The sequence below is a fragment of the Candidatus Poriferisodalis sp. genome, assembly GCF_965204195.1.
Taxonomy (GTDB): Bacteria; Actinomycetota; Acidimicrobiia; order Acidimicrobiales; family Poriferisodalaceae; genus Poriferisodalis.
Window position 1 is genome coordinate 2,570,968 of the sequence record NZ_OZ241975.1, and the last position, 13,785, is coordinate 2,584,752.

At 70.4% G+C, this 13,785-nt stretch carries 14 protein-coding genes; all 14 read right to left on the reverse strand.

Annotated features, from left to right (window positions below; genetic code table 11):
• Nucleotides 1–14: 14 nt before the first annotated feature.
• The 14 genes from carB to ACOGI8_RS11545 all read right to left on the reverse strand — a co-directional run bounded on the left by carB (nt 15) and on the right by ACOGI8_RS11545 (nt 13,784).
• Complete coding sequence (carB, locus tag ACOGI8_RS11480; protein WP_419853936.1) at nt 15–3,359, reverse strand: carbamoyl-phosphate synthase large subunit; 3,345 nt, start codon at nt 3,357–3,359, stop codon at nt 15–17.
• Nucleotides 3,359–4,549: a glutamine-hydrolyzing carbamoyl-phosphate synthase small subunit gene (carA, locus tag ACOGI8_RS11485; protein ID WP_419853937.1), complete on the reverse strand. Its 1,191-nt coding sequence runs from the start codon at nt 4,547–4,549 to the stop codon at nt 3,359–3,361. The genes carB and carA overlap by 1 nt, the downstream gene beginning before the upstream one ends.
• Nucleotides 4,546–5,907 (reverse strand): dihydroorotase, encoded by a 1,362-nt coding sequence (locus tag ACOGI8_RS11490; RefSeq protein ID WP_419853938.1) that lies wholly within the window; start codon nt 5,905–5,907, stop codon nt 4,546–4,548. Before ACOGI8_RS11490 ends, carA begins: the two co-directional genes overlap by 4 nt.
• Nucleotides 5,900–6,979: an aspartate carbamoyltransferase catalytic subunit gene (locus ACOGI8_RS11495; protein ID WP_419853939.1), complete on the reverse strand. Its 1,080-nt coding sequence runs from the start codon at nt 6,977–6,979 to the stop codon at nt 5,900–5,902. Before ACOGI8_RS11495 ends, ACOGI8_RS11490 begins: the two co-directional genes overlap by 8 nt.
• Entirely contained in the window at nt 6,976–7,521 is a 546-nt protein-coding gene (gene pyrR, locus ACOGI8_RS11500) for a bifunctional pyr operon transcriptional regulator/uracil phosphoribosyltransferase PyrR (RefSeq protein ID WP_416246650.1), read from the reverse strand. Before pyrR ends, ACOGI8_RS11495 begins: the two co-directional genes overlap by 4 nt.
• A 176-nt stretch (nt 7,522–7,697) precedes the next feature.
• Complete coding sequence (locus tag ACOGI8_RS11505; protein WP_419853940.1) at nt 7,698–7,976, reverse strand: hypothetical protein; 279 nt, start codon at nt 7,974–7,976, stop codon at nt 7,698–7,700.
• A complete protein-coding gene (locus ACOGI8_RS11510; RefSeq protein WP_419853941.1) occupies nt 7,973–8,194 on the reverse strand; it encodes a hypothetical protein in 222 nt (73 codons plus the stop codon). Before ACOGI8_RS11510 ends, ACOGI8_RS11505 begins: the two co-directional genes overlap by 4 nt.
• Before the next feature lie 4 nt (nt 8,195–8,198).
• Entirely contained in the window at nt 8,199–8,588 is a 390-nt protein-coding gene (locus ACOGI8_RS11515; RefSeq protein ID WP_419853942.1) for a hypothetical protein, read from the reverse strand.
• A gap of 91 nt (nt 8,589–8,679) precedes the next feature.
• Nucleotides 8,680–9,099 (reverse strand): hypothetical protein, encoded by a 420-nt coding sequence (locus ACOGI8_RS11520; protein ID WP_419853943.1) that lies wholly within the window; start codon nt 9,097–9,099, stop codon nt 8,680–8,682.
• Nucleotides 9,100–9,222: 123 nt separating this feature from the next.
• Nucleotides 9,223–9,651: a hypothetical protein gene (locus ACOGI8_RS11525; RefSeq protein WP_419853944.1), complete on the reverse strand. Its 429-nt coding sequence runs from the start codon at nt 9,649–9,651 to the stop codon at nt 9,223–9,225.
• A 148-nt stretch (nt 9,652–9,799) separates the two neighbouring features.
• Entirely contained in the window at nt 9,800–10,012 is a 213-nt protein-coding gene (locus tag ACOGI8_RS11530) for a hypothetical protein (RefSeq protein ID WP_419853945.1), read from the reverse strand.
• 65 nt (nt 10,013–10,077) lie between these two features.
• Nucleotides 10,078–10,845 (reverse strand): type II secretion system F family protein, encoded by a 768-nt coding sequence (locus ACOGI8_RS11535; protein ID WP_419853946.1) that lies wholly within the window; start codon nt 10,843–10,845, stop codon nt 10,078–10,080.
• A 96-nt stretch (nt 10,846–10,941) separates the two neighbouring features.
• Nucleotides 10,942–11,715 (reverse strand): hypothetical protein, encoded by a 774-nt coding sequence (locus tag ACOGI8_RS11540; protein ID WP_419853947.1) that lies wholly within the window; start codon nt 11,713–11,715, stop codon nt 10,942–10,944.
• Nucleotides 11,709–13,784, reverse strand: a complete 2,076-nt coding sequence (locus tag ACOGI8_RS11545; RefSeq protein WP_419853948.1) for an ATPase, T2SS/T4P/T4SS family — start codon at nt 13,782–13,784, stop codon at nt 11,709–11,711. The genes ACOGI8_RS11540 and ACOGI8_RS11545 overlap by 7 nt, the downstream gene beginning before the upstream one ends.
• Nucleotide 13,785 lies beyond the last annotated feature (1 nt).

Below are 13,785 nucleotides of genomic sequence, written 5' to 3' on the forward strand. Positions count from 1 at the left end.
CCCGGGGCAGTGACTCAGGCATGCTCGCGTCGCATCGACGCATCAAGTTCTGCGTGGAATTCCTGCAGCGGCCGTACCTGCAAATCGCTGGCGAGCCACTCACGCAGGCCCGTGGCCGCGGCGCGGGCCGCGGCCACGGTGGTCAGACACGGCACATGATGCGTGCGTGCCGCCGCCCGGATGTGGCGGCCGTCGATCTGGGCCCCCCGACCCCGGGGCGTGTTGACCACCAACTGGATGCGACCTGCAGCGATGAGCTGCACCGAGTCCTCGCCGGGCGAGGTCTCGTGGCCGTCCACCGACAGCTTCGCCACCTCGGTCGCGACGGCGACGCCGTTGCCTCGCAGGTAGTCGGCTGTGCCGGCTGTCGCGGCGATGTCGAAGCCGAGCGCGGCGAGCACGCGGGCCGCCTCGAGCCCCTCGGGCTTGTCGCGGTCGGCGAGCGTCAGCAGCACCGTGCCGCCGGACGGGAGCGCGTCGCCCGCGGCAATCTGGCTCTTGGCGAACGCCAGCCCGAAGGTGGCGTCGATGCCCATCACCTCGCCGGTGGAGCGCATCTCTGGGCCGAGCACGGTGTCCACCGAGGGGAACCGGCCGAAGGGCAGCACGGCTTCCTTCACGGCGACATGGCGCGGCCCTGTTGGCTCATCGGCGGGCAGCTGGCCGTTGCGTGACCAGCCAGGCAGCATCCCGTCTGCGACGAGCTCGTCGAGCGTCTCGCCCGCCATCACCCGCGAAGCCGCCTTGGCCAGCGACACCCCGGTGGCCTTCGCGACGAACGGGACCGTGCGCGACGCCCGCGGGTTGGCCTCGATCACGAACACCTCACCGGCCTTGACGGCGAACTGCACGTTCAACAGCCCCACCACACCGAGCGAATCTGCCAGGCGCTGGGTATAGGTCACGATCGTCTGCTGGGTCTCGGCGCTGAGGCTCGGCGGCGGGATGGCGCAGGCGCTGTCGCCCGAGTGCACGCCGGCCTGCTCGACATGCTCCATGATCCCGCCGAGCATCCACGCGCCGGTGCGGTCGCGCAGCGAGTCGACATCGACCTCGATGGCGTCTTCGAGGAAGCGATCCACGAGCACGGGTCGTTCGGCCGACAGGCCTCCTTCGCGGCCCAGCGAGGAGAACTGCGCCAGCTCGGCCATGGTGGCGGCCAGCTCGTCGTGGTCGTACACCACGGTCATGGCCCTGCCCCCGAGCACGTAGCTGGGGCGTACAAGCGCGGGAAAGCCGATGTCGTCACAGATCGCAGCCGCCTCGGCAGGTCCGGCTGCGGTGCCGCCCGGCGGCTGCGGGATGGCGAGCGCGGCGCACAGCGCGTTCCAGCGCTCACGGTCTTCGGCCAAGTCGATGGAGTCGGCGGGCGTGCCGCACACCAGCTCGGCGGGCAGCTCCGACGCCAGCTTGAGCGGCGTCTGGCCGCCGAGACTCACGATGACGCCGACCGGATCCTCGGCGTCGATGATGTTGAGCACGTCTTCGGTGGTGAGCGGCTCGAAGTACAGGCGGTCAGAGGTGTCGTAGTCGGTGGAGACCGTCTCGGGGTTGCAGTTGACCATGACGGTCTCGTAGCCGGCGTCGCGCAGGGCGAAGCTGGCATGCACGCAGCAGTAGTCGAACTCGATGCCCTGGCCGATGCGGTTGGGCCCCGAGCCCAAGATGATCATGCGGGGGCGGGTGCCAGAGCGGATTTCGTCCTCGTCTTCGTAGGTGGAGTAGTGGTACGGCGTGCGGGCATCGAACTCGGCGGCGCACGTGTCCACGGTCTTGAACGTGGCGCGCACGCCCGCCTCGAGGCGCGCAGCGCGGACGTCGGCCTCGCCGGTGCCCCACAGCCATGCGAGCTGCGCGTCGGCGAAGCCGAGCTGCTTGGCACGCCTCCACGCACGCCGACTGAGCTGGTTCGGGCTGCCGGCCGCTTCCAGCGCCGCCCGTTCGTCGACGACGGCGAGCATCTGGTCGACGAACCACGGGTCCACGCCGGTGGCGGTGCTGACCTCGTCAGGATCGGCGCCCCTGCGCAGCAGCTCTCCCATCTCAAAGACCCGTTCGGGCGTGGGGGTGGCGATCGCGTCGAGCAGCTCGGCTGTCGTGCGCTCGGCGTACTGCGCCTCGCCGGCGTCGGCATTCAGGCCGAAGCGGCCCTGCTCCAGGCTGCGCAGCGCCTTCTGCAGGCTTTCGGGGAAAGTGCGGCCGATGGCCATCACCTCGCCGACGGATTGCATCTGCGGGCCGAGCACCGGCGCGGCACCGGGCAGCTTCTCGAAGGCCCAGCGAGGGATCTTGGTGACCACGTAGTCGATGGTCGGCTCGAAGCTGGCGGGCGTCTCACCGGTGATGTCGTTGGTGATCTCGTCGAGCGTGTAACCGACGGCGAGCCGGGCGGCGATCTTGGCGATCGGGAAGCCGGTCGCCTTCGACGCCAGGGCAGAGCTGCGGCTGACCCGCGGGTTCATCTCGATGATGATCTGCTCGCCGTCGGCGGGGTCCACGGCGAACTGCACGTTCGAGCCGCCGGTCTCCACGCCGATGCGGCGGATGCAGGCGAAGGCCGCATCGCGCATCTGCTGGTACTCCACGTCGGACAGGGTCTGGGTGGGGGCGACCGTGATCGAATCGCCGGTGTGCACGCCCATCGCGTCGAAGTTCTCGATGGAGCAGATCACCACGCAGTTGTCGGCGCGGTCGCGCATCACCTCGAGCTCGAATTCCTTCCAGCCCTTGACCGACTGCTCGATGAGGATCTCGCTGATCGGGCTGGCGTCGAGGCCTGCGGCTGCGGCGGTTTCGAACTCGGCGGCTGTGGTGGCGAAGCCGGTGCCCTCCCCGCCCAGGATGTAGGCGGGACGGATGATGACCGGCAGGCCGATCTCGTCGATCGCCCGACGGGCCTCGTCGATGGAGTGCGCTATGGCCGAGCGAGCGCAGCGCAGGCCGATTTCGGTCATGGCCTGGCGGAAGCGGTCGCGGTCCTCCGCTGTATTGATGGCTTGTTCGGACGCGCCGATCATCTCGACGCCGTAGCGGTCGAGCACGCCGCTGTTGGAGAGCTCGGTGGCGAGGTTCAGCGCCGTCTGGCCGCCGAGCGTTGGCAGCAGCGCATCCGGGCGCTCGCGGGCGATGATCGCCTCGAGCAGGGCCGCGTCGAGCGGCTCGACATAGGTCGCATCGGCGAACTCGGGGTCGGTCATGATCGTGGCCGGATTCGAGTTGGCCAGGACCACCCGGTAGCCCTCTTCGCGCAGCACCCGGCAGGCCTGGGTGCCCGAGTAGTCGAACTCGCAGGCCTGGCCGATCACGATGGGCCCCGAGCCGATGATGAGGATCGAGTCGATGTCGTCGCGGCGCGGCATCAGCGAGCCTTCCCGTGACTGACGGCAGTGCCGGGACCGGCACCGTTGGGGGCTCCGCCCCAGAACTGCGACATGAGGTCGGCGAAGCGATCGAAGAGGTAGCGCGAGTCGTGCGGCCCGGGGCTGGCTTCGGGGTGGTACTGCACGGCGAACGCGGGCAGGTCGCGGCAGGCGAAGCCTTCGAGTGACCCGTCATTGAGGCACACGTGCGTCTCGTCGACGCCGGGCACCGAGCCGGATTCGATGGCGAAGTTGTGGTTCTGGCTGGTGATCTCGACGCGGCCCGTGGACTCGTCGCGCACCGGCACGTTGCCCCCGTGGTGGCCGAAGGGCAGCTTGTAGGAGCGGCCGCCCAGCGCGAGGCCGAGCACCTGCTGGCCGAGGCAGATGCCGAATATCGGCACCCGGTCAAGCAACTCGCCGAGCGCGTCGGTGACGCTGCCCGCTATCTCGGGGTCGCCGGGGCCGTTGGACAGGAACACGCCGTGGGGCTCGCGGGCGAGTACCTCGCTTGCGGGAGTGTGCGCCGGCACCACTTCGACGGTGGCGATGCGCCCGAGGTTGACCGCGATGGCGCGCTTGATGCCCAAGTCGTAGGCCACCACACGCCACGGCCCGTCGCCAGCGGTGTACGGCTCCGCGGTGGTGACCTCGCCGACGAGATCGACGCCTGCGGTGCCGGGCTCGGCGGTGGCCGCGGCAGCGAGGCGTTCCAGCGCCTCATCGTCAGGCGCAGGCCCGAACGCACCGGGCATGGCGCCGTGATCGCGCACATGGCGTGTCAGGCGGCGCGTGTCCACGCCCGCGATGCCGGCGATGCCGTGGCGGGCGAGATAGGCGTCGAGGTCGCTGTCGGAGCGCCAATTGGAGCGGCGGCGGGCTAGGTCGCGGATGACGACGCCCCTGCAGAAGGGGCGGCGAGATTCGGCGTCGGTCGGTGTGGTGCCGTAGTTGCCGATGTGGGGATAGGTGAACGCGATGATCTGGCCTGCGTAGGAAGGGTCGGTGATGACCTCCTGGTAGCCGGTCATCACGGTGTTGAACACGACCTCGCCGGACGCGATGCCGCTGAGTGCGCCGGGGGGTGCGTCCAGCGGCGCGCCGATCATCTCGCCCTCGAAAGTGGTGCCGTCGGTGAGCACGAGTGCGCCGGGAGCGGGCGCAGCGGGGTTGTCTACGGTCGAAGTCATCGGGTGTTTCCTGCGGCGAGCGCAGCGACGGTACCGGCAGTGCTGCACAGCGCACCGTTGGCCACAGCCGTGCGTCCCGCGACGATCGTCGTCGTCACCATCGCGCTCATTTCACGTCGACGGTGCGGTGTGTTGCGCGCCATGGAAACCGAGCCGCGCTCAGCCAGCGTCCAAGGCCGGCTGAGGTCGAGGACCACCAGGTTCGCGGGCTGGCCGGGCTCGATCGCCCCGCCGCCGAGATGGGTGACGCCTGCCAGTTCGGCAGGTCGCCAAGCGAGCGCGTCCAGTGCCGTCTCGACACTGATGTCTGGGTGGTCGAGGACGAGTGCGGCGCAGGTCTCCAGCGCTGCCACGCCGGGCGGTGCCTCGTCGAAGGGCAGGTCTTTCGCCTGCGGCGGAACCGGCGAGTGGCCGCTGACCACCGCATCGATCGTGCGGTCGTTGACGCCGGCGACAAGCGCCGCCCGGTCCAGTGCAGTGCGGTAGGGCGGTTCCGCTCGCATGAGCGTGTCGTAGCCGTCAGCGTCGGCATCCACGAACAGCAGATGTTCGGCGCAGACCGATGCGGACACGTTGATGCCCTCCGCCTTGGCGGCGCGCACCAGCTCGACCGTACGTGCGGCACTGATCCGGTCGAGGTGCAACCGCCCCCCGGTGAGCCTCGCAACGCCGATCGCAGCGTTGGCTGCCAGCTCCTCGGAGGCAGCCGGTTCCCCGGCCAGGCCCATGCGTGCCGACACCGCGCCCTCGGCCATGGCGGCCGTGCCGCCGAGATGGGCTATCGCCGGGCGCACCGAAACGGTCCCACCCAGCGGCCCGGCATACTGCAGGGCCCGGCGGAGCAAACCGGAGTCGGCCAGCGGCCCCACGTCGGTGAACCAGCAGACGCCGGCATCGGCCAGCTCGGCCATGGGCGACAGGCGCTTCCCGACCCGATCGGCGGTGATCGTGGCGGCGGCCACGACCGCGCAGTGCCGGCCTGCGGCGTTGCGGCGCAGCTCGGCGAGCTGGCCCAGCCGATCGAGCGGCGGATCGGTGTCGGGCTGTGCGAGCACGGCGGTGAAGCCGCCGAGCGCGGCGGCCGCTGTGGCGGTGGCGACGGTCTCGGCTTCCTCGTTGCCCGGTTCGCCCAGACGGCTGAACAGGTCCACCAACCCAGCGGCGACCACGCACCCGGTCGCATCGATGACGTGTGCCGAACCGTCGCGACTTGTGCCGGGAGAATCCACAGCCGCGATCCGGCCGTCCAGCACGGTGATGTCCGCGTGCCGCCGGCCGGTGCGCTCAACGATCTCGCCGCCTGCGAGAAGCAACGTCTCACCTGCGCCCGGCGACTGCTGCTCCGCCATCTCAGGCACCGCCTCCGCCTATCGGTTCCACCTCTGAGGGCACCGGGTCGGGCGGCCCGTCTGCGTTGGGCAGGGCCGTGCCCGATCCGATCAGACGGAACAGCACCGCCATGCGGGCGGCCACGCCGTGCGATACCTGCCGGGTGACCAGCACCCGGTTGGCGGCCAGGTCCTCGAATACCGCGCCCGCGATCTCAATGCCGCGGTTCATCGGGCCGGGATGGGTGATGACCGCGTCGGGACGCAGGCGCTGGGCGCGTTCGGCGGTGAGGCCATAGCGGGCGACGTACTCGGGCACCGACCCGATCAGGCCATCCGCCATGCGCTCGCGCTGGCAGCGCAGCAGCCCCACCACGTCGAGCTCGCCGAGCACGTCGTCGAGACTGTGCGAGATCTCGACCCGCTTGGCCGCATCGGTCTGGAGCCAGCAGTCGATCCACTCGCGGGGCTGAGCGGGCAGCAGCGTGGGCGGCGCGACGAGCACGATGCTGGCTCCCAGCGCGGTGTACGCCTCGATGTCGCTGCGCGCGACCCGGCTGTGCACGATGTCGCCGACGATGCCGATCCGGCGCCCTGCCAGCGTGGGCTCATCGGCGGCATCGGCACCCGGCTGGCCGTCGGCCATCGGAGTGAAGTGGCGCCACAGGGTGTAGGCGTCCTGCAGGCCCTGGGTGGGGTGGGCATGCCACCCGTCGCCGCCGTTGAGCACTGCGACACCGTCGTCGGCCCAGTGGGCGATCTGGGCAGGCACGCCGGCGCTGCGATGGCGCACTACAGCGGCATGGATGCCCATGGCCTGAACGGTCTCGAAGGTGTCGCGCAGCGATTCGCCCTTCGCGAGCGACGAGGACGAGGACGAGAAGTTGAGCACGTCGGCCGACAGCCGCTTGGCGGCGGTCTCGAAGGCCAGCCGGGTGCGGGTGGATTCCTCGAAGAACAGCGTGGTCACGGTGCGACCGCGCAAAGCAGGCACTTTGGGGATCGGCCGGCGGCCCACCTCGACGAATCGGTCAGTGAGCGACAGCAGCTCGGAGATGCCCTCGGTGCCCAGCTCGCCCAGCGTCAGCAGGTGCCCGCTCACTTGCGCATCTCCCCCAGCAGCACGCCCTCGAGCGTGACGTCCACCATCTCCTCGCGGCTGGTGGGCAGGTTCTTGCCGACGAAGTCGGGGCGGATGGGCAGCTCGCGGTGACCACGGTCGATCACCACGGCGAGCTGCACCGCTCGGGGACGCCCGAAGTCGTTGAGGGCATCGAGCGCGGCGCGGATGGTGCGGCCGGTGTAGAGCACGTCGTCGACCAGCACCACGGTCATGCCGTCGAGGTCGAAGGGGATGTCGGTGACGGCTTCGGCCATGACGGGGCGCAGTCCGATGTCGTCGCGGTGCATCGCCACGTCGAGCGTGCCGAAGGGCACGTCGGTACCGTCGATCTCGAACAGGAGCCGCACGATCCGCAGGGCGATCTGCACGCCGCCGGTCTGCAGGCCCACCACGAGGACGTTGTCGAGACCCTCGTTCCGCTCGATGATCTCGTGACTGACACGGGTGAGTGCCCGGTGGACCCCGCTGGAATCGAGAATGGTGGTCCGGGCAACGAAAACGCCCCCGTAGGGGGGCGTCATGCGTCGCTCGCGGTCTGCCACGCGCAGGTCCTTCCTGTCCGTACGAGCCTCACTGGACCCGCTTCACGGTCAGAACCGCACCCTAGCGCGGGGCTTTCGCGAACCGGCGCGCAATTTCCGGCGAGCGCACCAGCAGATCGTCAGAGTTCGAGTGCGCTGAGGGTGCCCGCCCCGGCCTAGTGGGCTTCGACGAGACCGTACGTCTCGCGTGCCTCCTGCTCGTCCAAGCCCAGAATCTCGCCGATCCGACACCATGTGGCCCCGTCGGAGCGCGCCTTGCGGACTGCGCTTTCGACTTCGCGTTCGCACTGCGCTCTGGCCCGCGCTGCGCGCCTGAGCAAGTACTCCGAAACAGGACCCTGCTCTACTTGGGAGGGATCGAGGTTCTCGAACCAAGCCGCAATCTCATCAGCCTCCGCGAGGATCTCGGCTTCTGAACGACGAGCGGTGCTCATGGGAGAAACTTACCCCGCGCCGGCATCGCATGGAAGATTCGGTCGTGCCCCTCTCCCTCCTCGACGCCGATCTCCAAGAGGTTCCCGCTCCAGTCGCCGCCGATCAGCAGCACACGGTTGCCTTGGAAGTGCCGCCAGATCGGGTTGCGGTAGGCGTGCATGATGTCCTCCTCGGAGATGCCGTGCTTGAAGGCGCTCGCTGCGATGGTCGGGATCACGGTCTCATGGCGCGGAGCGTGACGGGGCGCACGCGGGCAGGGCTGTTCCCGCCAGGTTGGCGACGTCGAGCTTCTTGAGGCTGAGCGCGTGGCGTCCGTGTGCCGGGGCGAGTCCCCGCAGCAGCACCGGCGACCAGTCCAGCGACACGTCTGCCCGGACGGCATCGCCGCGCCAGCACACGGCACAGGCCGGCGCGGTGCAGCCTGGCGGCACCGCGCAACGGCGGCCGGGGTCACTGCTGACAGCGCACGAGTCGAGCGTGCTGATCGCCACCCTGCGGGCCTCGTTCGCGGCCTGATTCCGCAGGCCCATGACCTGCGCCGTGTCGGCAGCGGCGGCGCTGAACAGCGCACACATCGCTGCCAACGCCAGCGCGACGAACGGCGTGCTCATTGCCGCGTCCTCGCATGCTCGATGGCGCGCCCGACGATCGGGCCTTCGGCGCGTGCTGCCAAGCGCCGCCAGGCAGGGCCGGTTTGAGCGCTCACCGCTGGGCCGCCGGGTCCTCTGGCACCGGAACGGCGACTCGGGTGCTGACGGTGTCGGCGAAGAGTGACGACACCGCCAGCGGGCAAGTCACCTCGACGCTGAGCGCGGCCGGCTTCTCGCTTCCCGGCAGTCGGTGCACAGCCGCCGCGACATCGAAGCGAGGATCGGCGGTGTCGCAGTCGGAGACCGCCGCCGCACCGACGACGTGCTCAGCGATGTCAGCGGCATAGCTGTCCAGCTCGACGATCGTGGTGGACGGTGGCGAGGCGAGCGCGCTGGCTGCGTAGTGCGCTGCCTCGACGCTTGCGGCATGGACGCTGGTCGAGGCACGGGCGGCGTCGCCCGAGTAGTCCACCAGCCAGATGCCGAACACCAGCACGGCAGCCACGCTGAGCATTCCGATGCTCTCATCCATGAGCCGATCCTTCCTGAGATGACTCACGCCGAATTGGCCGCCTGCGTCGCAGCCGGCCATGCGCTGGCTGTCCGGAAGGCAATGCGCCACGGGGCGAGCGGGCCGCACGGTCGCCGACACGGCTCAGCACGGCGGTGCCACCGGCGCTCGCAGCGCTGCGCCCTCGGCTGACGGCGGGCGGCGACAGGCCACACCGAGCGCACCACGTGAGCCGAGCCAGCCCGCCGATGAGACCTTCACCGAAACGATGACCGAGCACGTCGGGTCGGCATGCACCTCGACGGCGGTGGGCTGGACGGCAGCAAGCTGGGCGGTGCGTTCCACCGCTGCCCTCGCCGCCGCTCCGCGCACCTTGGTGGTCAATTCGTCGGGCGGCGGCTCCAGCTTGCAGTCCCATGCTGCTGGCAGCAGATCGGTCACTGCAATTGCCGCCGCGTCGGCCGCGCCCTGCGCGGCAGCCGCGCCGACCTGCCCCGTGAACAGCGAGATCACCATCGCCAGAAACACCACCAGCACGCTGAACAGCCGCAGGATCGAAAGCGAGCTACCCATGTGACCTCACCGCACGCAAGTCGAACGGACTAGAGGCACCAGAGAGCCTCGGGCCGCACGTAGAGACGCTCTGGATTCTCAGCGGGCACTTCGACCTCACGCCGTGGCGCGAGATCAGCCTCTGCGGCTTGGCCGATCTCGCGACCCGCTAGCCGGACTGCGGAGCGCATTTCTTGCTGCCGTCCCACTTGCCGCCGACGGCATCGCACAGCTCCTTGGTTTGGATCTTCGAGTATTCGACAGCGTCATCAGTCGACTGGGGGGCGTTGCTGCCAAGCGTCGTCCACATGACCGCCACCACCAGCACCGAAGCGGCGACGGCGGCGGCAATGAAGATGAGCTTGGTGACTGGGGAATCCATGTGTTTGCTCCTTGCCCGCTCTCGCGGGCGGTCGGGATCGTGGGGATCGGACGGGCGCGCAGTGCTCACGCCGAAGGCAGGGTCATGACGACGGTCACCATGACGACGGCGGAAGCCACAACCGCGAGCAGCGAGGCGGATGCGCCTACTGAGCGGGCGAGGCGGTCGATGGATTCGCGGCGGCGGTCGTCCATGGCTCGCACCACGCGGTCCAGGACACGGTCGAGCAGTTGCGAGGCTGCGGCGCCTGAGCGCTCGGCAGCGTCCACGGTGCGCAGCAGCGAAGCCGTCGGCGAGTCGCCCAGTTGTGCCGCGACGGCAGCAAGCGGGTCGCGCCCGCCGAGCACGGCTGCGTTGACCGCGCCGGCGGCGGGCGCGAACGCCGGGTCGGTGACGCGCTCGGCTGCGTCGAGCACCGCCACGCTGATCGGGTGCCCGGCCGCCACGAAGAGACGTATGCGGCGCAGCCACAGCAGCACAGCCGCGTCGGCGCGGCGCCGGTGACCGGCCAGCACAGCACCCGCCATCAGGCCCGGCACGGCCCACGCCGCCACCACGGCGGCCAGCAGCGACCATGCCAGCGCCGTCGCCGGCGAGGCCTCCCCGCTGTCTGACAGCCGACCTGCGACAACGAAGCCGACAGCGATCGTGCAGACGGCCACGATCACCGTCAGGCTCGTGAGCCGCGCCGGGTTCCAGCCCAGAGCCGTCAGCCGGCGGCGGTTCCGGCGACGGCGCTCGCTCGACGCCAGCAGCCCGATTGCCGCACACGCGCCCACAGCGGCCATCAGCCACAGGCCGAGCGCACCCACCGGCGGCCACGGCCCGCTCATCGCAGCATCTCCCCGGGCCGAAGGCGCCCGGCCGCGAACGGCACAGTCATCGGGGCATCTCCCCAAGCCGATGACAGCCCCCGCCGGGCGGCACCGTCACCGGAGCATCTCCCAGGCCGCGCTGAGCGGCCGGGCGCTGACTGCCACGGCGACCGCGACGGCGGCCAGTCCGATGCGGTGCCCCTGTGCACCCGACAGCCACGCCCATGCGTCAGGGCTGACCAGCGCGCTGCCGAGGGCGACCGCGGCGCCGAGGACGGCGGCGAGCCCGAGCTGGGGCAGGTTGGCAGCGACGTGACGATGAAAATGGCGCGCCGTCGCGGCGGCCTCTGCGGCCTCGGCTTCCAGCACCCCCAAGATCGGCACCCACTGGCCGCCGCTCGCCGCGGCGACCGCCACGACATCGGCCAGCCAGGCGGCGACGGCGCCGTCACTGCCGGTTGCGAACTGTTGCGCCGCGGCCTCAACCCCCACGCTGCGGCATTCGTCGACGAGCTTGGCGGCTGTCTGGGCGATCGGCCCGCTGGCCAGCGGCGCTGAGGTCTCGAGTGCGTCCACCACCGTGCGCGAAACCTGCGCCTGGTTGGCGAGGATCGCCGCGAACTGCGCCACGGATTCTGCTGCGCTGACACGCTGGCGGCTGCGGACGATGCACGCGCCGCACCACGCACCGATGCCGACCACAGCGCCTGCGAGGCCAGCCGCCGTCGGCCCGAAGGCCAGTCCGGCTACGAATGCAGCTGCTCCAGTGATGAAGAGGGGCCAGCGGGGCGATTCCTCGCCGCGCGCACGGGCCCGGCGGCCGGTGCCGAGCAGCAGCCACAGCGCGGCTGCGCATCCCGCTGCGCCGAGTGCCGCGAACTTCAGCACGCTGTGTCCTCGGCGACGAGCGGCTCATACGGCGGCGGGTCATCGATGGGGATGAGCGGACCGGGATCCCACAGCGCTCCCCGCGACAACCCGTTGTCACGCGCTGCCGCGCCCGTAGGCGATTCCGCTGGTTGCGGCGGTTCCGCGTGCGGATCCAGTGATTCCGACCGGTGTCGAGTCCCGCTGCTGCAGCGTGTCTCTTGAGGTTGCGGCGGTTCCGCGTGCGGATCCAGTGATTCCGACTGCAGATCCGGTGGCTCGTCGCGCTGCGACGATGCGTTTGCTTGCGGCTGCGTCGCGCTGGGTGGTTCGGCCGCTTGAGACTGGCCCTCTGTCGGCTGCTCTGCTCGCACCGGCGGCTGCGCCTCCGCTTGCGGCTGGGTGTGCATCGGCGGGTCGGCGGGCGGTGCCGCCGTGCTGGCGTTCGGCGCAACCGGGACGTCGACGATCTGCGAGTACGCGGTCGGCAGTTCGGCATCGCCGCCCGCTGCAGGCAGGCCGGCGGACGTGTACACCTCTGCCATGCGACCAGTGGGGCGGCCGGCCGGAGTCGCCCAACGGTCGCCCGGCCGCAGCGCCCACAGGCAGGTGGTCGAGATGACCCCGGTGAGATCGTCGATGCCAGTGAGCTGCGTTACGTCAGCAACTACCCGCTCACCGGCGTCATTTCGGCCCATCCACACGCACAGGTCCACCGCAGCAGCAATCTGGCGGCGCGCGTAGTCGGGTTCGGCACCCTCGGAACAGGCGTAGGCCACGAGCTTCTCCAGCACGCCCTTGCCTGGTTGGGAGTGGAGCGTCACCAGGCAACCGTCGAGGCCCGACGACATGGCATCCAGCAGCGCCTCGCAGCCCTCGCCACGGATCTCACCCACCACGAGCTTGGCGGCGTTCGCCCGCTTGGCATCGCGGATGTGGTCAGCCATCGAATGGCGGCCGTGGCCGTCCTGGTTGGCGTCGCGGGTCAGCCGCTCGTAGGTGTTGGGATGGATGCCGTACTCCGCCAGCCGCAACTCCGGCGTGTCCTCGATGGTGTCGATGCGCTCGTGGTCGGGTACCGCCGCGAGCAGCGCCTGGCACAGCGTGGTCTTGCCCCCGCCCATCGCCGCGGCGACCACCACGTTGGCCCGCACCCTGCCGGCGATGGCCTCGATGAGCACGCTGCCGAGCTCGTTCGAGGCGATGCCCAGGTCGTCGAGACGCATCCGGCCCGCCATGTTCGAGCGGAGCACGACATTGGGCGGGCTCGTCACGAACGCCTCGGCGTGCAGGCGCCAGCGATCGCCGACGCGCACATCCAGCCGGGGGTCGAGCTCGTCGAAGCGTTGAGGCCGATCGCCGGAATAGCTCGCCAGAAAGCGCACCGCCTCGATGAGGTCGTCGTCGGCAGCGAACGGCGACGGCCGCCGCTCCACCCGGCCGTCGGCGTACTGCACGAGCATCGACTCCCCGCCGCGTATCTGGAATTCCTCGACGTCGGGCTCGTCGAGCAGTTCCGAGAGCGCATCCGTGGCGGCACGAGCGGCGGTGCGCCGCCGCACCGCGCCGTCGGTGCGTTCGAGTCGCTGCGGCGCGCATGCCGACGACGCCAGCGAGCGCCCGAGCCGGTAGAGCTGCCGGTACGTCCCGCGAGCGCCCACCCGCTTAATGCGCACCACCCGGTTCGCATTCAGCGCGGCAGACAGCTCGCCGGTGGGATCACCACGTCCGCCGTCTGGGGCCGGCAGCCACACCGCCGTGCGTGGCACCCCGCCCGAGGCCACGGCGTGCCACGCATGCGCGGTGTGAGGGCCGCCGGCTGCGCTGGCTGCTGCACGAGCAGCAAGCGCACCGAGCAGCAGCACGACTTCGCTGGAAGCTGCAGCCGCAGCCGCGATGGCATCGGGTTCGGCACTGCTGGTCAGCCACGCCACGCAGGGGTCACCTGCCTCGCCTGGGCGCGGCATGGACACGACGTCAGCGGCGAACCAGACCTCGCCCGCAACAGCAGACAGCCCGGCCCGCAACGCATCGCGCACCCAGTCGCGCGCCGTGGCACTCACGGCGTTGTCGCAGAGCACGAGCAGCATG

What these genes read in the sequence shown, in the direction of transcription:
- carB (WP_419853936.1), bottom strand. Translation starts at nt 3,359, where the DNA reads ATGCCGCGCCGCGACGACATCGACTCGATCCTCATCATCGGCTCGGGG.
- carA (WP_419853937.1), bottom strand. Translation starts at nt 4,549, where the DNA reads ATGACTTCGACCGTAGACAACCCCGCTGCGCCCGCTCCCGGCGCACTC.
- pyrR (WP_416246650.1), bottom strand. Translation starts at nt 7,521, where the DNA reads ATGACGCCCCCCTACGGGGGCGTTTTCGTTGCCCGGACCACCATTCTC.
- ACOGI8_RS11505 (WP_419853940.1), bottom strand. Translation starts at nt 7,976, where the DNA reads ATGAGCACCGCTCGTCGTTCAGAAGCCGAGATCCTCGCGGAGGCTGAT.
- ACOGI8_RS11515 (WP_419853942.1), bottom strand. Translation starts at nt 8,588, where the DNA reads ATGAGCACGCCGTTCGTCGCGCTGGCGTTGGCAGCGATGTGTGCGCTG.
- ACOGI8_RS11520 (WP_419853943.1), bottom strand. Translation starts at nt 9,099, where the DNA reads ATGGATGAGAGCATCGGAATGCTCAGCGTGGCTGCCGTGCTGGTGTTC.
- ACOGI8_RS11525 (WP_419853944.1), bottom strand. Translation starts at nt 9,651, where the DNA reads ATGGGTAGCTCGCTTTCGATCCTGCGGCTGTTCAGCGTGCTGGTGGTG.
- ACOGI8_RS11530 (WP_419853945.1), bottom strand. Translation starts at nt 10,012, where the DNA reads ATGGATTCCCCAGTCACCAAGCTCATCTTCATTGCCGCCGCCGTCGCC.
- ACOGI8_RS11535 (WP_419853946.1), bottom strand. Translation starts at nt 10,845, where the DNA reads ATGAGCGGGCCGTGGCCGCCGGTGGGTGCGCTCGGCCTGTGGCTGATG.
- ACOGI8_RS11545 (WP_419853948.1), bottom strand. Translation starts at nt 13,784, where the DNA reads ATGCTGCTCGTGCTCTGCGACAACGCCGTGAGTGCCACGGCGCGCGAC.